This is a genomic window from Rhizobium sp. YIM 134829 (assembly GCF_046546455.1).
Window position 1 is genome coordinate 181,024 of record NZ_JBKHKI010000005.1, and the last position, 21,179, is coordinate 202,202.

Here is a 21,179-nt window from a genome sequence, read left to right on the forward strand (position 1 = left end):
CCCGCGCAAAGGTGGCCATCATGCAAGCGGAAACCGTCAAATCCGTACAGAAGCGGGTAAGCGTCAACACCCCCTTATCGAGTTAACGCCACATTAGAATATGCCTCATATAAGATTGGTAAGTCTAGCTTTTCATAGTTGCAATGCTCATCAGGAGTTTGCTCGTGCGCCGGCTTACAATTTCGCGTCTGCTTGTTCTGTTTGGTCTCATCGTGACACTGGGTCTCGCCGCCTCGATCGGTGTGCAGACCGCCGCTTTTCGCGAACTGAAGGTCGGCGGTCCGGTCTATACGGAAATCGCCAACGGTAAGGATCTGGTGGCCGATATTCTGCCGCCGCCGCTTTATGTCATCGAGGCCTATATGCTGGCCAACGAAACGGCGCTCAAGCCCGAGCTTGCAGCCGCCAACAGCGCGAAAAGCCAGGCGCTGAAGGCGTCCTTCGAAGAGCGCAAACGGTTCTGGAAGTTGGCAAAGCTCGACGAACATCTAAGGGCGCGGCTGGACGAGGAGGTCATTCCAACCGGCGAGGTGTTCTGGCAGGCGCTTACTGATTATGAATCAGCGGTCTCCCGCGGTGAGGATCCGTCGCTCGAGACGGTTCGGCAATCCTTCTACGCCCATGATGCGAAGGTTCGGGAGCTCGCCAACGAGGCGGCGGCGACACTCGATGTTTCGGTTGCCACGGCCGGCCAGGCGAGTGTCACCTATTCGCTCGCGGCCGCCTTCGGCAGCGGCATTTCGGTGCTGATCTTCATCGGCGGTTTGTGGTTCGTCCGCCGGCGGGCGATCCTGCCGTTGATCGATTTCGGCCGCTATATGAGCGTTCTGTCCAAGGGCGATTACAGCGACGAGGTGCCCTATACCGGTCGGGCCGATGAGATCGGCTCCATGGCGCACTCGGTCGAGGTCTTTCGTGCGGCCGCGATCGAGCGGCAGCAGCTGCGCGTGACCGCCGATCGCGACCGGGCACTGGCCGATGCCGACCAGGCCGAGCGCCAGCGCCTTCGTGAGCTGGAAGCCGAGGAGCTGCAGGTGGTGGTGGAGACGCTCGGTGCCGGGCTGGAGCGGCTCGCCCAGTGCAATATCCGCATTACCATCGACGAGCCCTTTGCCGATCGCTTCGATCCTCTGCGCCGCGACTTCAACAATTCGATCGCCACCTTCCAGGAAACGCTGGAGCAGGTGCTGAGCAAGACCGCGGCGCTTTCCGGCAGCGCCCGGGAGATGCATGCCGCGGCCGACGAGCTTTCCAAGCGGACCGAGCAGCAGGCCTCGGCCCTGGAGCAGACTTCGGCGGCGCTGGAACAGGTGAGCGCGACGGTCAAATCCTCCGCCGAGCGAGCCGGCGAGACGCGAAGCCTGGTGCGCGCGGCCAATGATTGTGCCTCCTCCTCCGGCCGGGTCGTGCGCGAGGCGGTCGATGCCATGCGCCGGATCGAAGGATCCTCGACCGAAATCAGCCAGATCATCCATGTCATCGACGAGATCGCCTTCCAGACCAATCTCCTTGCGCTGAATGCCGGCGTCGAGGCGGCGCGCGCCGGTGAGTCCGGCAAGGGTTTCGCGGTGGTGGCACAGGAGGTGCGCGAGCTCGCCCAGCGTTCCGCCAAGGCCGCCAAGGATATCTCGGCTTTGATCCGCACCTCGTCGGGCGATGTCGTCAACGGCGTGCGGCTCGTCGACGAGACCGGCGCGGCGCTCGATCAGATCACCCGTTTCGTGGTCGAGATCGACGCCAAGGTGGATGCGATCTCCACCGCCGCAAGCGAACAAGCGGCGGGTCTCGTGGAGATCAGCACCGCCGTCAACTCGATCGACCAGATGACGCAGCAAAACGCCGCGATGGTCAGCGAGACGACCGCGATCAGCGAGGCGCTCTCGAAGGACGCCTCGTTGCTGACCGAACTCGTGACACGCTTCAAGCTCAATCGACGCAAGGCGATCCGCGAACAGGGCTCCAGACCCATCGGCCGCGCGGCCTGACCTGGGCGACAGGCCCAAGCAGTCAGGAACAACGGCCGCGAACGACGCGCGTCAGGGAAAGAAATAGGCGAGCGCCGAGAGGATGGAGGCGCCGCCGATCGGCGCCACCAGCATCAGCAGCAGGTTGACGAGGATCACCAGCACCATCACCTTTTCCTGTCTCTTGGTCAGGATCGGCGGCTTGGGCTCGGGCCGGGGATCTTCCCAGCGGGGCGGTCGGAAATTGTCCGTATTGAGGAACATGGCGTCTCCTGCGGATCAGACGAGAGGAGTATGAACCGAGACGGCGACGAAGGCCAGCGCCTTGCATCAGGCCGACGCCGATCCCGGCTTAAATCCTGGCAGCAATCGGCTGAATGAGCCGATCAAACCTCGATCCGCCGCCGTTCGCCGAAGACCAGGATCCCACTGGAGGCGACGATGAGGCAGGCGCCGAGCACGACGGTGAGCGAGGGAACCTCGGCCCAGATGGCATAGCCATAGAGGAAGGCCCAGATCAGCCCGGTATACTCGACCGGCGCAAGCGCCGAGGCCGGGGCATGGCGGAAACCTTCGTAAAGCAGATACTGACCGAGCGCGGCGACCAGGCCGAGCCCGATCATCAGCATCCAGGCCTCGAAATCCGGGGTCTTCCAGACCCAGGGGAAGGAGAGTGCGCAGGCCAGCGCGAAGAGAAGGCTGGTCGCGCCCATCTGCACCAGCGTCGTCTCGGTCTTGCTCACCAGGCGCACGAGCACCGTGCTCCAGGCCCAGAATGCGCCGGCGAGAATGCACATCAGCGCGGGAATGAGGCTCGGCGCCTGGGTCGGATTGGCCGCGACGGCCACGCCGATAAATCCGCCGATGCAGGAGAGCCAGCGGGCCCGGTTCACCTCTTCCTTCAGCACCACGATCGACAGAAGAATCACGATGATCGGCGCCGAGAAGTAGAGCGTCGTCAGTTCGCCAAGCCCCAGATGGCGGGCGGCATTGTAGAAGAGCAACCAGGCCGCCAGCATCAAAGCCGCGCGCAGCACCAGCGTGCCCCGATGCTTGCTTTTCATGATCGATGAATGGCCGAGAAAGCGGGCGAGCGGCAGGGCGATGACGACGATCACCAGGCTGCGCATGAACAGGATCTGCGGCACCGCATAGGTGACGACCAGCAATTTGACGATCGCATCCTGAAGGGCGAAGCACGCATAGCCAGCGCAGGCCAGCGCGATGCCGAGAAACGCCCGCGGCTCTGCTGCTGCCATTGTGATCTTCGCCTTACCTTAATCCGACAGCGCCGGTGTAGGGCGAAGGCAGGGCCGGATCAATGGCGAAGCCGGTTCAAGGGCCCCCCGAAATCCTGCCGCCGCTCTGACGCCATTAAGACACGAGCCGAAGGCGCGCGCTTGAGCGTGCGCATTGTCCTCGTCCCCGTACCATCCTGCCCACGCACCTGAACGCGTTCAAAAACAGTCTTGAGATATATCGTGTCGGGTGCTATCTTAAGATATGTCGCAGACTAAAGGAGACAGCGATGTTCGGACGATGTGGACGTCATCATGAGAACGACGAGCAAAATATCATTGCCTGGATGAGCGGCCGGCGTGGCCGCCCGCATGGTCATGACCACCAAGGCCGCGGCCCCTTCGGTCGCGGGCCCTTAGGCGGCGGTCATGACGGTGAGGAGGACTTTCGTGTGGGGCGCATGCTCATGCAGAACGATCTGCGGCTCCTCGCACTCGCCTTGATCGCCCAGGCACCGCGCCACGGTTACGATCTCATCAAGCGGATCGAGGAACTGACGGAGGGTTGGTATGCGCCGAGCCCCGGCGTCGTCTATCCGACGCTGACCTTCCTCGATGAGGCAGGCTATGTGACGGCCGAGCCCGAAGGGAACAAGAAGCTCTATACGATCACCGAAGCCGGCCAGGCTCACCTCGCCGAAAACCAGGCGCTCGCCGACGCGATCCTCTCCCGCCTTGCGGGGATCGGCGCCAGGGCGAGCCGTTTCCGTGGCGAGCGCGAGACACGCGGGCGCGAGCGGAACGAGCCGCAACTGCCGCGCGGCGTCGACGCCGCGCTCCTCAATCTGCGCGACGTTCTCGTCCGTCGGCTGGCGAGTGATCCGGCGGCGGCGACAGACCTGGTCGAGCTGCTGGTCAAGGCCGCGCGCGAGGCGGAACAGCGCTGACGGAAGGGAAAGCCGAGGCCTGCAGCCTCGGCTCGCCTCTTCAGGACGCCTGTTTCGCAGCAGGGCGGGTCCCGACAGGTTGAAGACGAGAATGCTATCCGCGATCTGAGTGACCGATCCCGCCATCGGCAGAGAGGAGATCAAGGACGCTGATTAACCGTGTCTTTTGCGAAACGATCGGCGGTGCGAAGAGCAGGGATGACCGGTCATCCCTATATGCGTAAGCAGATGGCTCCAGCGCCGCGGATGGGACCGCGGCTCGACGAGATTTCGCCGCGCTAGCTCGCGCGCTTGTAGAGTTGAGCCTGGGTGCTGACGCGGAAGCCGGCGATCAGGGTCAGGAGGTCGCCCGTATCGTTTGCCAGCACTTCTGCCGAAGCGGTCGTCTCTTCGGCCATGGCTGCATTCTGCTGCGTGGCCAGATCCAGCTGGTTGAGCGCGCTGGTGATCGACCGGAGCGTCGTATCCTGCTCCTGGGCGCTGTGGGCGATCTTGGTGACGATGTCGTTTGCATCGGTGATCTGCCCGGCAATGCGCTTCAGCGCTTGGCCGGTTTCCCCGACCAGGGCCACGCCCTGCGCCACCTGGGTGCTCGAGCGCTGGATCTGTTCCTTGATCTCCTTGGCGGCGGCGGCGGAGCGCTGGGCGAGTTCGCGCACCTCCTGGGCAACGACCGCGAAGCCCTTGCCGCTTTCGCCGGCGCGGGCGGCCTCGACGCCGGCATTCAGCGCCAGAAGATTGGTCTGGAAGGCGATCTCGTCGATGACGCCGATGATCTTGCCGATTTCCTGGGCCGAGTTCTCGATGTCGCTCATGGCCGAGATTGCCTTGTTGACGACGAGATCGCTGGACTGAGCCTCGGCGCTGACGGTCTGCACGCGCTTGGCCGCGTCGCGGGCCCCTTCCGATGTCTGCCGAACGGTCACGGACAGTTCATCCATGGCCGCCGAGGTTTCTTCCAGATTGGCGGCCTGGCGCTCGGTGCGCTGGGCGAGTTCGTTGGAGGCCTTACGGATCTCCTCCTTGCTGACGCCGATATCCGCGCCCTTCAGCGAGACATGGCTCATCGCTTCCTCGAGCCGGGCCAGAGCCTCGTTGAAGTTGTCGCGCAGGGTCGCATATTTCGGGCCGAGATCGGCGCAGCGGACGGTGAGATCGCCCTGCGCCATCGTCGCCAGCGAAACGCCGATCGTATTGACGGCGAAGGCCTGTTCGCGGGCTTCCTGTTCGATCAGCGCGGCGCTGCGTTCGCGCTCGCCGGAAAGCTCCTGCTCCTGCTCCCGCTGCTTGACCGCCATGGCGTGGCGTTCGCGGATCTTGACCTGGAGCTCCTCCGTCGCCCGCGCCATCATGCCCACTTCGTTGCGAAGGCCGCGATGCGGGATCTCGATGCCGGTGTCCTCGTCCGCCACCGCCTGCAGCGCGGTATGCACCGCCTTGAGCGGCCGGGAGAGATTGCGAATGACCAGCGTGGCGGCGAGAAGCCCGATCAGGGCGACGGCGAGACAGACCGAACCGGCCCTGACCATCTGGCCCTGAACATAGGCGTCGAGATCATCCATGTAGAGGCCGGTGACAACGACGACGTCCCAGGGTGTGAAGGCGCGGCCATAGGCGCTCTTGCGGTAATTGTCGCCTTCCAACCCTGGTTTCGGACCGAAGAAATCGACCCGTCCACCGCCCTCGAACCCGACGCGTACCAATTCGTCGCGATAGGAAAAGCCGTTGCTGTCCGCCTTGCCGCGGTAGTTCTGGCCGACCCGCTTGGGGTCTGGATGAAACAACATGGTGACGGACTTGTCATAACCGAAGAAGTAACCGTCGGGCTCGAACTTCAGCGATGTCAGAACCGAGAAGGCTTGAGCCTTGGCCTGATCGGTCGTCAGTTCGCCGGCCTGCTCCTTCTGGTGATAGAAGGTGAGAATCGACAGCGCCGTCTCCACCTCGGTGCGCAGCATCTCGTAGCGCTGGGCATAGATCGCCTGGGATGAAGCATGCAGCTGAAATGCCGTCGCCGTCGCAAAGCCCATCATCAGCAGGCCAAGGAGAAGATAAAGCCCGGTGGCGATCTTAAGGTTTTTCATCCTGCACCCTTCGGTTTGATGCCGGCAATATGAATGTTGTTACTTAAATTTTACCTAAGACATCGCTTTCAAACTAGGCATAGCGCGCCAACGTCCGCCGAGAGAAGCCTCGGCGGACGGACCATGATCGGACAGTCGATCCGCGTCGTCCCCTGTCAAAGATGGGCCGGGAGGAAGCTGCGGATCATCGCTGCGATCTCGGCCGCATGGGTCTCCAGCGCGAAATGGCCGGTATCGAGGAGGTGGATCTGCGCCTTGGGCAGGTCACGCCGATAGGCCTCGGCACCTGCCGGGATAAAGGCCGGGTCATGCCGGCCCCAGACGGCGAGCAATGGCGGCTGGTGGGTTCGGAAATAGTCCTGAAAAGCGGGGTAAAGCTCCAGATTGGACCGGTAGTCGAGGATGAGGTCGAGCTGGATCTCCTCGGCACCCGGCCGGGCCATCAGGGCAATATCGAGGCCATAGCCGTCCGGGCCCAGACGCTCCGGATCGGTCCCGGTGCGATATTGCCAATGCTCGATGACCTCAGGCGAGAGCGATGCCCGGCAGGCCTCGCGATGTTCCGGGCTCGGGTCCCGCCAATAGGCCTCCCATGGGCCCCATTCGTCGCTGAAGCCGTCGAGATAGGCATTGCCGTTCTGGCTGATGATGGCCGTCACCCGCTCCGGATGCGCGGCCGCCAGGCGATATCCGGTCGGCGCGCCATAGTCGAAGACGTAGAGCGCATAGCGGTCGAGCGACAGCGCTTGGGTGAAACCATCAAGAACCTTGGCGAGATTGTCGAAGGTGTAGTCGAAGGCGCCGCGGGCCGGTGCCTGCGTATAGCCGAAGCCCGGCAGGTCGGGAGCGATGACGCGATACCGATCGGCAAGCCGGGGAATAAGATCACGGAACATATGGCTGGACGAGGGGAAGCCGTGGAGGAGCAGGAGAACCGGCGCATTTCGCGGCCCGGCTTCCCGGTAGAACACCGTCACGTCGCCGACGGCCTGGGTCTTGTAGAGCGTGGTCATGTCAGTCTCCTTCTTCTGCCGTGACCCAGAGCAAGCAGCGCCACGACCCGTTTCGGTCAGGTCGAGAAAATACTACCGATCGGTCGTTTGTAAACCCCGGCGGGGGATGATAGTCTGCGGCTTGCTGTCAACGGAGACGCAGAATCATGAAAGTCGCACGCGAGGAGATCGTCACGGCCGCGCGGGAGCTGTTCCGCGAAAAGGGCTATGCCGGCGCCTCCATGCAGGATCTCGCTGAGCGCGTTGGCCTGAAGAAGGCCTCGCTCTACATGCGCTTCGCCAACAAGGAGGCGCTCGTTCCGGCAGTCATGGACCTGCTCCTGGAAGACACGCTCGCGCAGGGGCGGAACGACACGGCTGACTGGATTTCGGCCTATCGCGCGCTGATCATGTCGATCGCCGACAGCCTCACCGACCGCAAGCGCTGCGTCGCGCTTCATCTTGCCTATGGCGTCGGTGACGAAACACCGCTCGCCAAACAGGCCGTCCGCAGCTTCTTCCAAGCGCTCCAAGACGAAATGATCGCGATCCTTATGCGCGCTTTGCCAAGGGAAGCCGCGGCGACCCTCGCCACCGATGCGCTGACGAGGCTCGAAGGCGCGACCGTGATGATCGCGGTCTTCGATGATCCTACGGCCATGCAGCGCGCCGTCGGCGACAGTCTCGAGTCCGCTACACGGGCAGCGGCCGCCTGATCAGTCGAGCTCGAGGCCGATCACCGCTCCGCCTTCCACCTCCAGTCTTGACAGATAGGCGGCGTGATCGAGCACCTGATAGGGGAAGTAGAGGCCCGGCGCAGTCGGCGCGTGGCCATCAAGTCCGGTCAAGCGTTCGAGGATCATCGTCACGCCCAAGGCGGTCAACGGCGCCGCGCCACCGGGGTGGAAGACGGCGTGACGGCTCCGGCGCGCCTGTCCATCGAGATCGAGGCCGGCAATGCCAATAATGATCTCGGTTGAAAGCGGCCCGCCACTACGGCGGCTGGAGGAGATGGCCGTCGCGAGATCGAAGGAAACGTCCCCTGCGCCTGTCGCCGCGGCAAGGCCCGCGACATCGACCGAGGAAAAGCCGGATGCGGCAATCACGGTGCCGTCGATCGCCCGGAAGGTGGCCGCCATTTCGGGGCCCTCTCGCCAGATTGCGCTGCTGCCACGGCGGGTCAGCGCTCCGGGCATCAGTCTCGCCAGCCGCGCGAAATCGTCCGCGACCGCGGGGCCCCCCTGGTCCTCCTCGTCGACAAGGGCGCCGATGCTGATCCGGTCGATGCGCTGAAAGGAGGCCGCAAGCTGCAGCGCGGGGAGCGTCGTGGCGCCGACCAGCCATTCATAGCCGAGCACCATTGCCCCAGCTTTCGGCTCCTGCATGAAGAGCGCGATGTCCGGCGCCATTTCGAAAATACCGGAGGAGATGCTGAGATGCGGCAATCCGCGCGCCCGGGCGTATCGCAGGCCTGCCTGGCGCGTATCATGGTAGAAGACGGCGACGGCATCGACAGACCGGTCGCCAAGCCCGAGATCATCGGCATCGACGTCGAGAGAAACCGCTTCGGCCGTACCGAGTTCGTCGGCAAGGGCCTCGGCCTTCGGCAGATCGCGCCCGGCAATCAGCAGAGGCACATCCGGATAGCGGCGGCGCAAGGACGTGGCGCTGAGGCGCCCGATCGCGCCGGAACCGCCCATGAGGAGGATAGGTTTGCGGGACATCAGTGTTTCCTTCCGCTGTTTTTCAAGCTACCTTTGGTAGCTCTAGGAATATCTACTTTTGGTAGGTTGATCAAGGTTGACCAAGCGGATGCAAGATGTGTCGGATAAACAAGATGCGCCGTCGAAGCGGCTGACCCGTGATGAGCGGCGACGTCAGCTTCTCGACGTCGCGCTTGTCATCGTGCGCGAGGAAGGCGCAGACCGTCTCACACTCGGTCATCTCGCCGTGCGCGCCGGTGTCTCCAAGCCTGTCGTCTATGATCACTTCGAGACGCGCTCCGCCCTTTTGATCGCGCTCTATCGCCAGATTGATCGAGAGAAAGTACAGGCCTTCCAGTCGGCCATGGCCCGCGACCCGCAAGAGGCCGGGACGACCATCGCGTTGCTCGCGACCGCCTATATCCAATGCGCGACGGAGACCGAGGGCGAGTTTCAGGCGGTGGGCGCAGCGCTGGCCGGCAGTGAGGAAAAGGCGGCGGTTTTTGAGGAACTGCTCGCCGCCAGCGTCGAGATGTTCGTCGCTGTGCTGCAGCCGCATAGTCGGCTCGCACCGGATGATCTCAAGCGCTGCTGCATCGGCCTTGTCGGCGCCGGCGAGGCCTTGGCGTCGGCGCGTCTGCGAGGAGCCTGCAGCGAGGCAGAGGCGATCGCGACACTTCGCAGCCTGATCGCCGCGGCGCTCGGCTGACCCGCCAAGTCTCAAACCCACGACGGTAAACGCGTTTCAGCGGAACAGAGAAATTTGGAACGCTGCTTCTGCTCGCGGGACTTCGGCCGAAACAAACGACCTGTAAAGTCTACAAACCTACTAGATAATTATAACGGCATGGATCGCAGTGTCGATCTTCCTGTCCCTCAGTCTTTGGATGGTCCATCATGACGCTTGTTTCCCTCGCAGAGGCCGCACCGCTGGAGATCGTTCCGATCGGAGGCCGGGTCGGCGCCGAAATCCGCAATGTCCGGCTGTCCGGCGATCTTCCGGACGCGGCGATCGCCGCCATCAACGATGCGCTTCTAGCCCATAAGGTGGTTTTCTTCCGCGGACAGGATCACCTGGACGACGAGGCGCAGGAGCAGTTCGGCCGTCGGCTCGGCGCCCTGGTGCCGCATCCGACTCAAGGCGCCTATGGCAGCAGCGCCTCGATCCTCAATCTCGATTCCAGCCGCGGCGGCGGCCGCGCCGACCAGTGGCATACGGATGTCACCTTTGTGGACGCCTATCCGAAATTCTCGGTCCTGCGCGGCGTGGTGATCCCGGAAGCCGGCGGCGACACGATCTGGTCCAATACCCATGCGGCCTATCTATCGTTGCCGGAACCGCTGCGGCTACTGGCCGATAATCTGCGCGCCGTTCACTCCAACCTTTACGACTATGCCTCCATCCGCCCCAGGGCGACTGCCGAGGAGCGGCGTCACTATGAGGAGGTGTTCAGCGCCACCGTCTATGAGACCGAGCATCCTGTCGTTCGCGTCCATCCCGAGACGGGCGAGCGCTCGCTGCTCCTCGGCAATTTCGTCCAGCGCTTCGTCGGCCTCTCCAAGCGCGATTTCGCCGTCCTCTACGATCTCTTCCAGTCTTATGTGACGGCGCCGGAAAACACCGTGCGCTGGAAATGGCGAAGCGGCGACGTCGTGATCTGGGACAATCGGGCCACGCAGCATTATGCCGTCAACGACTATGGCGACCAGCACCGCATCGTCCGGCGGGTCACCATCGATGGCGACGTGCCCGTCGGCGTTGACGGACGTCCCAGCATTGCGCTCTCGGTCACGGCAAAGCCAACGGCCAAGGTGGCCTAGCCGGCGTGCCGCGGCCGGCTTCGATCAAGGATCCGGCTGCGCCCTCGGTCCTGCCCAATGACGTTTCACCCTTCAAAGCTGCATCAGCCGCTCCATGCCCCTCTCCAGCGCCGCGGCAAGCGGCGTGTAGACGACCCGGCCATCCTCGCCGCCGGTGGCGGACAGCAGGCCGTTCTGGCAGGCGCGGCCGTCGTCCCAGCCAGGGTGGTTGACGACGGGATAGAGGCAGAGCCCTTCGAGCGGCACCCCGGCCTTGATCGCGGCCAGAGCTTCGCCGAACACATAATCGAACCAGGCCGGCCGCCGCTCGTCCTCAATCCCGGTCTCGGCGATGATCAGCGGCCGCCCGTAGCGGGCAAAGGTTTCGGCGAGAATGGCGCGGAACGGCTTGTAGAGCGGATGGCCAAGGTCGATCGGCGGTCCGCCATGGATCCACTGGTTGTTGAAGTAGTAGTTGACGCCGAGAATATCGAGATAGCGCGGATGGCCGCCGATCTGCGGCCACAGCCGCCCCGAGAGCAGATCCCAGCCCTGGAACTGCGACTGGCGATGCCCCTCCGCCACCTGTGATTCGTGCGGGCGGCCCGGGTCGGTGATGACATTGATGACGGGATCGCAGTGGACGAAGCGCGCCCGCGGATCGACCGCCCAGATGGCATCCATCGCCGCGATCGAAGCGCGCGCGAGCTGCACCTTGAGCTCGAAGCCGCGCCGGTTGGCGAAGGGGTTCAAATAGCCGGCATCGCCACCGCCCCAGGAAAAGAAGGAGATTTCGTTGACAGGGCAATAGAAGGGCACGTCATCGCTGACGCTGCGGACATGAGCGGCGCAGGCGCCGGCAAAGGCCGCGAAGCGATCGACAAAGCGGGGCGACCAGATGTCGAGATCGTCCGGCCAGCCATAATGGAGGAGGTCCCAGACGACCTGGGTCTTGGTTTTCGCAGCCGCTTCGAGCATTGGGGTAATGCTCGCCATATCGTAGTGGCCGGCCGTTTTCTCGATGAGATGCCAGCGAAAGCCATCGCGCACCGTGCGGATGCCGAGCGTGCCGAGTTGGCGGTAGTCCGCTGCTGCATGCCGGTCATGGCCGATCGCGTCCAGCATGTCGAGCCGCACGCCTTCCGCCTCGCCCTCGCGCTGGCGCAGCCGGTGGGTCGAACATTCGAAGCCGCCCTGGACGAAGGACTTGAAGAGCCCACTCGGCCGTGCGGCCTGCCGCTCGCGCAAGACCTCGTCGATCAGCGCCGTCCATTGCGGCGCCACGACGTCGACAGCATAGCGCGTCTCGACCGTTTGGCGAAGCGCACCGCCGAGCCGGGTCCTCAGATGAGGATCGCGGATCAGGCGCAGCATGACCTCAGCAACGGAGCGGGGGTCAGAATAGGGCACGAAGAGGCCGGAAACCCCGTCCTCGATCTGTTGAAGCGCGCCATTGTCCGGCGTCGCGATCACCGGAAGGCCGGCGGCTCCGGCTTCGGCGATCACATGCGGCATGCCTTCACCCCTGGAGAGCCAGGCGAAGATATCCATGGCGGCGAGCAGGTCGGGGATATCCTTCCGGTCGCCGAGGAACTGCAGCACATCGGAGAGCCCCAGCTCGTCGGCAAGGTTTCTCAGATGCACCGCATAGTCCGGCAGAAAGGCATCGGGGCCACCGATCACGAGAAAGCGCGCCGGCGGGGCGGCCGTCCGGATCTGGGCGGCCGCGGTGATGAAGTCCTCGACATTTTTCTTCGGGTCGAGCCGGCCGACCCAGCCGATCAGAACCTGCTCCTCCGCAATCCCGAGGCTCGCGCGCATGGTCGGGCGGACGCTTGGATCGAAGGCGGCGAGATCGACCATGGAAGGGATTTCCAGCGCGTGCGCCTCGCGCCCCTCCATCCGGGCCGCAGCGGCATCCCGGATCGAGCGGCAGACGCCGACATAGCGGCTGGTAAAATGTTTCGGCCCGGCCAGTGCCTCTAAGACCAGCCCGCCATGTTCGATCAGGGGTGGCCGCAGATGCAGGCGTTCGAGGGCCGGATAGACATCGGCGACGTTCTGGCAGGAGATGACGACGTCATAGCCCGGAATCTTGCCTTCGAGATAGGCGACCGTATCCTCGAAGGAGAGGCTGTAGGGCGCGGTATCGACGTGGACGCCAAGCGCGCGAAGCTGCTCATGCGTCTGCTCCGGCATGCCGGGCTTGCGAAAGCAGGCGACGACATCGATCCGATAGCGTTTCGGGTCGAGATGCTGCGCGAGCAGCCGCACCTCCGTTTCCTCCCCGCCGACCACCAACCAGGCGAAGACGAAGAGAATCCGGATGGGGCTCTCCTCCATCATCATTCGCTCACCTGGAAGACGACCTGCAGGAAGTCCGGGCGCTCCTCGACGAGATGCGAGAGGAATCGCGGCGCCTCATCCACGGGGATGATGTGGGTGATCATGTGTTCGCGGATTGCCGAGCCCTCGCTTTTCAGGAGATCGACCGTCGCCTTCGCCAGGCGGCGGCGGTCCCAGAGCGGAGCAAGGCCACGCGGGACACGGTTGATCTGGGCGCAGCGGATCGACAGGCCGTTGTGGTGGAACTCTTCGCCGAGCCGCAGCGCGTCGGCCCCGCCCTGGTAGAAGGCGAGATCGACAACGGTCCCCTGCGGACGCAGCGCCTTCAACGCCGTGTGCAGGCTGCCCGGATGCGCCCGCGTCTGGAAGACGAGATCGGCGCCGCGGCCCATAGCGCCGTCATGCCAACGGGCCTTGGCATGCTGCCAAGCCTGGTCCTCCGTCATGGCGGTCAGCCCCAGCGCCTCGGCCTTGGCGCGGCGATAGTCGGAGGGGTCGGTGATGATCACGTCGGAGGCTCCGAGCGAGCGGGCGAAGAGCGCCGTCATCAGGCCGACGGTGCCGCCGCCGATGACGATGACCGGGCGATCGCGCACACCGCTCCCGAGCGCCGGAACATGGGCTCCGAAAGCTTCCGCATCGGCATGGAGGATGCCGTTGGCGGCGATCGGGCCCATCTGCGCAACGAGCACGCCCAGCACGGGATCGATCTCTTCTGGCAGCGGCACGAGCACGTCATGGAACGGGTCGGCGGTGTGGCCGGTCTTGTGGCCATAGGTGGTGGCAATGACCTGGCCCTCGGCAAAGCCATGCGCCCGGCTCTCGCTGACCCGGCCGACCTCCATATAGCCGAGGAAGGGAACGGGGTAATGCAGGTCGGGCTCGTGCTCGATGAACACGCCGCGCCCGCCATCGAAGCGGGAGCGGAAATAGGGATTGGTGTTCTTGAGAAAGGTCAGCTCGGTGCCGGCGGAGAGGCCGGTATAAAGCGTATCGAGGCGGACATGGCCATCGGCCGGAGGGCCCTCCTCATATTCGAAGAAATAGGCCCGGCCAGGCGCTTCGATGCCGAGCGATCGGATCTTGCGGTGCCCAGGGGCCATGCCCTGCGGCGGCGCTTGCGGGCGCGGCTGCGGCTGAAGCGGCGCCAGGGCCTTGCGCTCGATGCCCGGCAGCGGGAGGTGGACGGGTTCGCCGGAACGCGCCGAGGCCATGACGGCAAGCGCCAGGCGATGCGTCGCCAGCGCATCGTGATAAGGGCAGCGGATACGGTTCTCGATCCCGCGCACGGCGTCGACGAAGTCGCGGTCCTCCCGCCAGACGGGGTCGCCATCGGCGCCGCGGACCGGGCGGCCGCGTCCGACATCTATCATGATGTCGCGATCTGTCAGCTCGATCGCCAGCCGGTCGGCAAAGATATGCAGGCCAACGCGGTGGTTCCAGCCGAGCAGGCAGGTGGAGGCGATGTTGGCGATCACGCCGCTCTCGAAGGTGAGGCTGGCGGTCGTCGTCGTTGGCACGTCAAGACCCGGATAGTCCGGTCGGTCCTTGTGGCCGGTGCGCCCGTAGACGTCGGTCACCTCGCCGATTAGAAACCGCGCGAGATCGAGGAGATGGGTGGTCTGCTCGATCATCTGCCCGCCCGACTGATCCTCCTTCCACCACCATTGCGGCGGCGGCGTGCTGTCCAGCCAATAGCCGGAGAGAAGCTGGGCGGGGTTCTCCGCCAGCAGCCCGCGCGCCTCGTCGACAATGTCGAGATAGCGCCAGTGATAGCCGACCGCCGTGATCAGGTTCTTCTCGGCGATCGCCGCGGCGATGGCTTCTGCAGTGCCCAGATCGAGACTGACCGGCTTTTCGACGAAGAAGGGGATGCCGCGGGCGATCAGATCATGCTCCGGCGCGCCATGGGCGAAGGGCGGGATGCAGACATAGACGGCATCGAGCGGCACCGCGTCGAGCATGGCCCGGTGATCGGCAAAGGCCTTGGCGCCGAACCGCATGGCCGCCGCCTCGGCCCGGCCGAGATCCGGATCGGAAAAGGCCACCAGCGCCACATCTTCGAAGCCGGCCAGGATGTCCAGATGGCGGTTGGCAATGCCGCCGGCCCCGATGAAGCCGATGCGAAGTTTTTGCATGAAAGCATCCTTATGCGTGAAGTCGTGCGGGCGAGGATCAGCCTCGCGGAGAACCTCGCGGTAGAGCGCGGCGGTTTGCCCCGCCATGCGGTCCGCGGAAAACTGTTCGGAATAGCGTTGCCGGCCGGCTGCCCCTGCTGCCGCCCGCTTGTCCGGGTCACGGAGCGCATCGGCGACAAGGGCGGAAAGGGCGAGCGGATCGCCCGGTGGCGCGAAGAGGGAATGCGCCTCGCCCAGCGCCTCCAGCGTGCCGCCAATGCGGGTGGCGGCGATGGGAGTTCCGAGCGACATGGCCTCGAGCACGGCAAGCGGCAGCCCCTCGAAGCGCGAGGGGAGCACGAAGAGGTCGGCGATGGCCATCAGATCGGCGATGTCGTCGCGCTGGCCGAGAAAGCGGATCGCTGACGACAGGCCCTGCTCGGCGACCTGCCGTTCGATCGAAGGGTGCAGCTCGCCCGTCCCGACCAGTAGCAGGACGGCGTCCGGGTGAGTGGCGAGGATGGAGGGCATGGCAGCAATCAGCGTCGCGTGATCCTTCTGCGGTGTGAAGCGCGCGACGGTCAGCAGCACGAGGGCGTTGCCGAGCCCGAGTGCGCGGCGGAGCTCCGATGAATCGCCGCCGGGTGCAAGCGGGAAGACGCCATTGCGCACGACCGCCAGTTTCTCTGCCGGGAGCCCTGCATCCTCGAAACTCCGGGCCGAAGCCTGCGAGACGAGGATATGGCGCGCCACGTCTCGCGCCGCTGTCGCGAAGTCCTGCTGCTGTTCCGGGTCGGTCAGAAGATACGGGAGATGTTCCGTGCGGATGACGGGAATGCCGCAGGCCGCACCGGCTGCCGCCAGGCGATGCCCCTCCCAGCCGATCCCGGCGTGCACATGCAGAAGATCGATTCCGGCCGAGCGAAGCCAGCCAGAGAGGTCCTCCTCCGTCTCCGCCACCTTGACGGCCACGCCGCGCCGCGCGGCCCGTTGCAGCAGCGGCAGGGCTCGGGGCGAGGTCGCGACCAGCGTGACGTCCCAGGCTGGTCCGCCGATCTCGCTCGCCGATGAAGCCGCTTCGAGAGCCTGGGCAAGCGCCAGCATGTGTTCACCCATGCCGGAAGGGTCTTCGCTATCGGTTGCAAGCGCCAGCCGGAGGGGGCGAGCCGTCCCGCTGCCCGGGACGGGTCCCCGTCCTGCAGAAGACGGGTCACTCATGAAGGCTGCCGGCGAGCGCGGCTCCCGTTTCCGAGCGGGCCCGCAGGCGGCGATAGGTGGCGAGCGCCTGGCCGACCACCTGGTCCATATTGTAGTAGCGATAGGTGCCGAGCCGCCCGACGAAGGTCACGTCCTGGCGCTCGCGGGCCAGAGCCTCGTATGTCTTGTAGAGCGCCTGGTTCTCCTGTCGCGGGATCGGATAGTAGGGGTCGCCCTCGGCCCTGGCGAATTCATAGCTGATGCTGGTCTTCGGGTGAATCTGGCCGGTCAGGTGCTTGTATTCGGTTACCCGCGTATAAGGCACGTCTTCCGAAGGGAAATTGACCACGGCGACCGGCAGCATGCGGCGCACATCATGCGTCTCATGCCGGAATTCGAGGCTGCGATAGGGCAGAGGTCCGTAACAGTGGTCGAAATATTCGTCGATCGGCCCCGTGAAGATCGTATGGGGTGCGAGACGGTCCCGCTTCAGCTCGGAATGATCGGTCCCGGTCATCACGGTGATATTCTCATGGTCGAGCATGCGCTCGAACATGCGCGTATAGCCCTCGCGCGGCATGGCCTGGAACGTGTCGAGGAAATAGCGGTCGTCGGTGCTGGTGCGGGTCGGCACGCGGGCGGTCACCGCCCGGTCGAGTGCCGAGGGATCGAGGCCCCATTGCTTGCGCGTATAGCCCTCGAAGAAAGCTTGGTAGAGGGCCGTGCCGACCTGGGAGACCACGACATCGCGCGAGGTGAGGATCGGGTCCTGCGGCTCGGCGCGGGCGGCCAGGAAACCGGCGGCATCGGCATCGCAGCGCAGATCGAGCCCATAGAGCGCGTTCAGCGTGGTGCGGTTGATCGGAATAGGCAGCCGCTGGTCACCGATCTCGGCGAGCACCCGGTGCTCATAGGGCCGCCATTCCGTGAAGCGAGACAGGTAGTTAAAGACGTCTTCGCTGTTGGTATGGAAGATGTGTGGTCCGTAGCGATGGACGAGGATCCCGGCCGCGTCATGGTGATCATAGGCATTGCCGGCGATATGGGGGCGCTTGTCGCAGAGGAGGACGCGCTTGTTCCCGTCGGCAGCCAGACGCTCGGCCAAGACAGAGCCTGCAAAGCCTGCACCGACGATCAGGTAGTCATAGGGCGGCCTGCCCGCTCTTGCGGTGCTGCGAAGTGCAGGGGCTTGGGGCCGTGCAGCGGGGGCCTTGACCGGAAGCGGCAGGATCGCGGCCGGCAGGATGGCGGCTTTCGCCGGATCGGCCGCGACGATGCCTTCAAAGGCTGCGGGCGTCGAGACCCGTGCCACGGCCTCCTGGAGAAGCTGCGACATGCCGCGAAAGGTCGTGTCCCAGGAGTTCCTCTTCAGCCGCTCGTCGACGGCCGCAAGCCATGTGTCATCGCTCTGCGACAGTGCCAGCGCCGCGTCGCAGGCGCGGGCGAAGGCATCTGGCTCGTTTTCCAGGAACACGCCCGGCATGTCGCCAAAGCTGCGCACGACATCGGTGATCCGCGTGCCGACCACAGGCCGGCCCGCAGCCAGATATTCCGGCGTCTTGGTGGGGCTGATGAAGCGGGTCGCCTCGTTGCGCGCAAAGGGCATCAAAGCCGCCTGCCAGCCGGCGAGATAGGCCGGCAGATCGGCGTAGGATTTCTGGCCGAGATAATGGATGTTGGCCGCACGCGGCAGCTCGTCCGGCGAGATCTTCACGACCGGACCGACGAAGACGAAGGACAAAGCCGGTCTTGCTGCCGCCACCTCGGCGATCAAGGCGAGATCGAGCCGCTCGTCGATGACCCCGTAATAGCCGAGCCTCGGTTCGGCAATGCCCGCCTGATCGTCCCGCGCCGCGACTGGCTGCCTGGCGGCGCGAAAATGGGCGACATCAACGCTGGAGGGAAAGGCATGGATGTTGTCGTGCCGATCACGCCTCGCCTCGTAAAGGCTGACGCCGCCGGTAAACACCACGTCGGCGCGAGCCATCAGCGCCCGCTCCGTTTCCTTCAGCTGCGGCGGGGCAAACTTGAAATTGGCGAGCTCGTCCATGCAGTCATAGACGACGGCAGCCGCATCGACATGGCGCGCAAAGGCGAACATCATCGGCGTGTAGAACCAGAGGATCGGCTTGCGTCCCCCATGGAGCGCGATCAGATCGTCGAGCAGGCGCGCAAGTGCGGCCTCCCGCTCGGTCTCGCTCCACCAATGCGGCACACGCGGACGGATCGCCTTGACAGTCGTACCGTCGAAGGGATGGATTTCCAGATAGGCCAGATGGTGGTCGGTCGGAATAAATTCCTCGAAATAGAACACCTGCCGCTCAGCAGCGAAGCGCTGCATCAGGTGCTGGGGGCGCTGGAGAACGAAGTCCCAGCGCAGATGCGAGAAACAGATGAGGGGGATGTCCGGCGGGAGCTTCGTTTCGGAGTTGGTCAGAAACGAACTCAACACATTCATGGAGCATCCTCGCGCAGCTAGTGCTGCCGAACTGGGTGATGCACCGAAGGTTCCTCATCCTCTTCTATTTCTTTCTCCGCGCGTCCTCGATGAGCGGACGAAGCAGTGCGATCGTGTGCGGCCAGGTCCAGCGGTCGAGCACGGTCTGACGCGGTGCATAGGCCTCGATCCCCGCCAGCATCGCGGCGATCGCCTGGCCGAACTGCTCGGCCGGTGCAGCGCGGCCCGTGTCTGGCGTGATGTATTGCAGCCCGCAGGTCAGCGCGCTGTTCGCCAGCACCGGAATGCCGGCCAGCATATATTCTGTCAGGATCGCCGGTGCTCCATCGTCCACACCGCAGACGACGCCCAGCCGCGATTGGTTCATGAGGCGGTTGACCTCGTCGAAAGCAACGCCCGGCGGGCCGATGATCTCGACGGACAGGCCGAGCTCGGTGATCCGCGCACGAAACGCATCGGCAAGCTCGCCATAGCCGCAGACGCAGAGCGCGCGAATGTTGCGTGGCAGCCGGGCCAGGGCGTCGAACAGGATATCGTGCCGCTTGTAGGCTTGAGCGGCCGCGACATAGATGATGTCGTAGATCTTGGGCAGGCCGAGCGGCCGGAATGTCGTCTTGGAGGCGAATTCCGGACCGACCGGCATGATGGCGGTCTGCATGTCCGGATGGCGCGCCCTGACCGCTTCCGACTGCCACTCGGCGCCTGTCAGCACGAGGTCGAAATGACGGCTGACCTCGGGTGGAATCCTGAGGGCCGGCGCGTCGATGGAATTGTAGATGCGGATGCTGTCGCGGCAGGCCTCCATGATCTCCTCGGAGACGCCCAACCCCCAGACGCAAAGGATCTCCGGCGGGCCGAAGGCTTCGATATGGCCGAGCATGTCATTGGAGGAGAAGGGCGCCTGCGGGCCGTTCATGCGGAAGGCGCGGCGCAGCAGATGCGGGCTGCCGCGCGTCCAGGCAGGCGGCGGGGTCTCGCCGCGCCAATGCGTCCAGATCTCCGCCGTCTCGACCAGCCCCGCCTTCACGCAGGCGAGCGGCAGGCGCTCGATATAGCCGCCATCGACCTCGACCTCATCCGGCCGCGGACCGACCGGAAGAGGCATTCCGCGGCTGCCGCTCATCCATTCCTGACGCATCGTCTCCACATCCGCCAACGGAGCGTCGCTCCAAGACCCATCCTGGAAATCGCTGATAACGACGATCCGTCGGGGCGGGAGATGCGAAGAGGGCATGGAAGGGTCCGGTTGCTGGATACGGGAAAGCGCGGGCCAGACGGTCCGCGCTTTTTGAATTCAGTTTGGCCCCTAGAGCCTGCCTGTCGTGCGATCAGCGCGACTTCTTGTAGAGCTTTTCGGCGATCTCGAACATTTCTTCCGGCGCATAGTCCGGCGTAAATGCCGAGGGGACGCCGACCAGCTGGTGGATCTTGCCGCCTTCCGGCATGCCGTCCACGACTTCCAGCTCGCCCGCCGGATCGTCAGGCAGGGCGACCTCGCCATTGCCCCAGATGCCCGCCATCTCCTTGTAGTCGTTCGGGCTGAAGGTATAGAGGCGGCGATGCGAGCCCTCGTCCAGATATTTCTGGCATTCCGGGATCTTGGAGAGCGGGATGTTCGGTGTCGGCAGGAACTTCTCGATCTCGACGCCGGTGATCTTCTTCAGGGCCAGTGCATAGGCGTGGGCGTGCACGGAGCCGCGGACGAGGAGATAGCCGCAGACTTCGCGCCCGGTCGGGTCGGTCAGCGTTTCATAGACGCGCAGCTTGTGCAGGCGGGCACCGCATTCCAGGTGGAAATTGTGCAGGAGATCGACGACGACATTGCCGGTGGTGGTGATGAAGTCGTTGTTCCAGGAGACGCCATTGCTGTTGACGGGCATGGCGCCACCGCCGCCGGAAAGGAAGGCTGCGGCAAGACGCATATCCTTCATATCCTCGAAGGGTGCGCCGGAAATGTCGCCGCCGTCGCCGGCATCGCCATTCTTCTTGTCCGGGCCATTCGCCAGCATCGCCACGCCGTTGCTGACCAGCTCGACATGGCCGAGCTCCTCCGCCGTGATGCTGGCGACAAGGCTGTAGAACGGCCGCAATTTCTCCTTCGAGCGGAAGTTGAACGACTGGAACATGTAGTTCCCGAGCGTTGACATCTCGCCATATTTCCCGCCCAGCAGCTCCTGCAGGGCGGCGGCGGCATTGGGATCGGCCCGTTTGGGTGCCGGAAGCTCAGCCTGAAGCTGATCGACGCGCATGAACATGGAGAATACCCCTTCTCTGGTTTCCCCTGCTCAACCAGCCCTGCCATTCTCTGTTCCAAAGGCTCGACGGTATTCTTG

At 64.5% G+C, this 21,179-nt stretch carries 15 protein-coding genes; 5 read left to right on the plus strand and 10 right to left on the minus strand.

All coding sequences use genetic code 11. From position 1 onward, the window contains the following. Nucleotides 1-164 precede the first annotated feature (164 nt). Nucleotides 165-1,985 carry a methyl-accepting chemotaxis protein gene (locus ACLE20_RS11335; protein WP_410940390.1) on the plus strand — a complete coding sequence of 607 codons (1,821 nt, stop codon included), beginning with the start codon at nucleotides 165-167 and terminating at the stop codon, nucleotides 1,983-1,985. Nucleotides 1,986-2,036: 51 nt separating this feature from the next. On the opposite strand, the gene ACLE20_RS11340 is transcribed toward ACLE20_RS11335, so the two are convergent. Together ACLE20_RS11340 and ACLE20_RS11345 are read right to left on the minus strand one after the other, a co-directional pair. Beyond that, nucleotides 2,037-2,228 (minus strand): hypothetical protein, encoded by a 192-nt coding sequence (locus tag ACLE20_RS11340; protein ID WP_410940391.1) that lies wholly within the window; start codon nucleotides 2,226-2,228, stop codon nucleotides 2,037-2,039. A 122-nt stretch (nucleotides 2,229-2,350) separates the two neighbouring features. Further along, nucleotides 2,351-3,223 carry a DMT family transporter gene (locus ACLE20_RS11345; RefSeq protein WP_410940392.1) on the minus strand — a complete coding sequence of 291 codons (873 nt, stop codon included), beginning with the start codon at nucleotides 3,221-3,223 and terminating at the stop codon, nucleotides 2,351-2,353. A 446-nt stretch (nucleotides 3,224-3,669) separates the two neighbouring features. Between ACLE20_RS11345 and ACLE20_RS11350 the strand changes: the two genes are divergently transcribed. Further along, nucleotides 3,670-4,149 carry a PadR family transcriptional regulator gene (locus tag ACLE20_RS11350; protein ID WP_410940393.1) on the plus strand — a complete coding sequence of 160 codons (480 nt, stop codon included), beginning with the start codon at nucleotides 3,670-3,672 and terminating at the stop codon, nucleotides 4,147-4,149. Between the two features lie 278 nt (nucleotides 4,150-4,427). Here ACLE20_RS11350 and ACLE20_RS11355 read toward each other — a convergent pair whose 3' ends face one another. Then, the gene (locus ACLE20_RS11355) at nucleotides 4,428-6,233 is read right to left on the minus strand and encodes a methyl-accepting chemotaxis protein (RefSeq protein WP_410940394.1); all 1,806 of its coding nucleotides are present in this window, start codon (nucleotides 6,231-6,233) and stop codon (nucleotides 4,428-4,430) included. Between the two features lie 155 nt (nucleotides 6,234-6,388). After that, nucleotides 6,389-7,246, minus strand: a complete 858-nt coding sequence (locus ACLE20_RS11360; protein WP_410940395.1) for an alpha/beta fold hydrolase — start codon at nucleotides 7,244-7,246, stop codon at nucleotides 6,389-6,391. A 146-nt stretch (nucleotides 7,247-7,392) separates the two neighbouring features. On the opposite strand from ACLE20_RS11360, the gene ACLE20_RS11365 reads away from it, so the two are divergent. Continuing rightward, a complete protein-coding gene (locus tag ACLE20_RS11365) occupies nucleotides 7,393-7,941 on the plus strand; it encodes a TetR/AcrR family transcriptional regulator (protein WP_410940396.1) in 549 nt (182 codons plus the stop codon). Here ACLE20_RS11365 and ACLE20_RS11370 read toward each other — a convergent pair whose 3' ends face one another. After that, nucleotides 7,942-8,949 (minus strand): NAD(P)-dependent oxidoreductase, encoded by a 1,008-nt coding sequence (locus tag ACLE20_RS11370; protein WP_410940397.1) that lies wholly within the window; start codon nucleotides 8,947-8,949, stop codon nucleotides 7,942-7,944. Nucleotides 8,950-9,046: 97 nt separating this feature from the next. On the opposite strand from ACLE20_RS11370, the gene ACLE20_RS11375 reads away from it, so the two are divergent. Together ACLE20_RS11375 and ACLE20_RS11380 are read left to right on the plus strand one after the other, a co-directional pair. Continuing rightward, on the plus strand, nucleotides 9,047-9,637 hold the full coding sequence (locus ACLE20_RS11375) for a TetR/AcrR family transcriptional regulator (RefSeq protein ID WP_410940398.1): 591 nt from the start codon (nucleotides 9,047-9,049) through the stop codon (nucleotides 9,635-9,637). Nucleotides 9,638-9,825: 188 nt separating this feature from the next. Then, complete coding sequence (locus tag ACLE20_RS11380; RefSeq protein ID WP_410940399.1) at nucleotides 9,826-10,749, plus strand: TauD/TfdA dioxygenase family protein; 924 nt, start codon at nucleotides 9,826-9,828, stop codon at nucleotides 10,747-10,749. 72 nt (nucleotides 10,750-10,821) lie between these two features. Here ACLE20_RS11380 and ACLE20_RS11385 read toward each other — a convergent pair whose 3' ends face one another. The 5 genes from ACLE20_RS11385 to ACLE20_RS11405 all read right to left on the minus strand — a co-directional run bounded on the left by ACLE20_RS11385 (nucleotide 10,822) and on the right by ACLE20_RS11405 (nucleotide 21,101). Beyond that, nucleotides 10,822-13,077, minus strand: coding sequence for a glycosyltransferase (locus tag ACLE20_RS11385; RefSeq protein WP_410940400.1), 2,256 nt, complete (start codon nucleotides 13,075-13,077; stop codon nucleotides 10,822-10,824). Further along, nucleotides 13,074-16,307: a glycosyltransferase gene (locus tag ACLE20_RS11390; RefSeq protein ID WP_410940401.1), complete on the minus strand. Its 3,234-nt coding sequence runs from the start codon at nucleotides 16,305-16,307 to the stop codon at nucleotides 13,074-13,076. The genes ACLE20_RS11385 and ACLE20_RS11390 overlap by 4 nt, the downstream gene beginning before the upstream one ends. Nucleotides 16,308-16,401: 94 nt before the next feature. Next, nucleotides 16,402-18,846, minus strand: a complete 2,445-nt coding sequence (gene glf, locus ACLE20_RS11395; RefSeq protein ID WP_410940402.1) for a UDP-galactopyranose mutase — start codon at nucleotides 18,844-18,846, stop codon at nucleotides 16,402-16,404. Between the two features lie 64 nt (nucleotides 18,847-18,910). After that, on the minus strand, nucleotides 18,911-20,080 hold the full coding sequence (locus ACLE20_RS11400; protein ID WP_410940403.1) for a glycosyltransferase: 1,170 nt from the start codon (nucleotides 20,078-20,080) through the stop codon (nucleotides 18,911-18,913). A 94-nt stretch (nucleotides 20,081-20,174) separates the two neighbouring features. Further along, complete coding sequence (locus ACLE20_RS11405; protein ID WP_410940404.1) at nucleotides 20,175-21,101, minus strand: manganese catalase family protein; 927 nt, start codon at nucleotides 21,099-21,101, stop codon at nucleotides 20,175-20,177. Nucleotides 21,102-21,179 lie beyond the last annotated feature (78 nt).

Bases quoted from the DNA above. Each gene is read 5' to 3' on its own strand.
- ACLE20_RS11345 (WP_410940392.1), bottom strand. From the start codon at position 3,223: ATGGCAGCAGCAGAGCCGCGGGCGTTTCTCGGCATCGCGCTGGCCTGC.
- ACLE20_RS11360 (WP_410940395.1), bottom strand. From the start codon at position 7,246: ATGACCACGCTCTACAAGACCCAGGCCGTCGGCGACGTGACGGTGTTC.
- ACLE20_RS11385 (WP_410940400.1), bottom strand. From the start codon at position 13,077: ATGATGATGGAGGAGAGCCCCATCCGGATTCTCTTCGTCTTCGCCTGG.
- ACLE20_RS11380 (WP_410940399.1), top strand. From the start codon at position 9,826: ATGACGCTTGTTTCCCTCGCAGAGGCCGCACCGCTGGAGATCGTTCCG.
- ACLE20_RS11340 (WP_410940391.1), bottom strand. From the start codon at position 2,228: ATGTTCCTCAATACGGACAATTTCCGACCGCCCCGCTGGGAAGATCCC.
- ACLE20_RS11400 (WP_410940403.1), bottom strand. From the start codon at position 20,080: ATGCCCTCTTCGCATCTCCCGCCCCGACGGATCGTCGTTATCAGCGAT.
- ACLE20_RS11405 (WP_410940404.1), bottom strand. From the start codon at position 21,101: ATGTTCATGCGCGTCGATCAGCTTCAGGCTGAGCTTCCGGCACCCAAA.
- ACLE20_RS11355 (WP_410940394.1), bottom strand. From the start codon at position 6,233: ATGAAAAACCTTAAGATCGCCACCGGGCTTTATCTTCTCCTTGGCCTG.
- ACLE20_RS11365 (WP_410940396.1), top strand. From the start codon at position 7,393: ATGAAAGTCGCACGCGAGGAGATCGTCACGGCCGCGCGGGAGCTGTTC.
- ACLE20_RS11390 (WP_410940401.1), bottom strand. From the start codon at position 16,307: ATGGGTGAACACATGCTGGCGCTTGCCCAGGCTCTCGAAGCGGCTTCA.
- ACLE20_RS11370 (WP_410940397.1), bottom strand. From the start codon at position 8,949: ATGTCCCGCAAACCTATCCTCCTCATGGGCGGTTCCGGCGCGATCGGG.
- glf (WP_410940402.1), bottom strand. From the start codon at position 18,846: ATGAATGTGTTGAGTTCGTTTCTGACCAACTCCGAAACGAAGCTCCCG.
- ACLE20_RS11350 (WP_410940393.1), top strand. From the start codon at position 3,670: ATGCAGAACGATCTGCGGCTCCTCGCACTCGCCTTGATCGCCCAGGCA.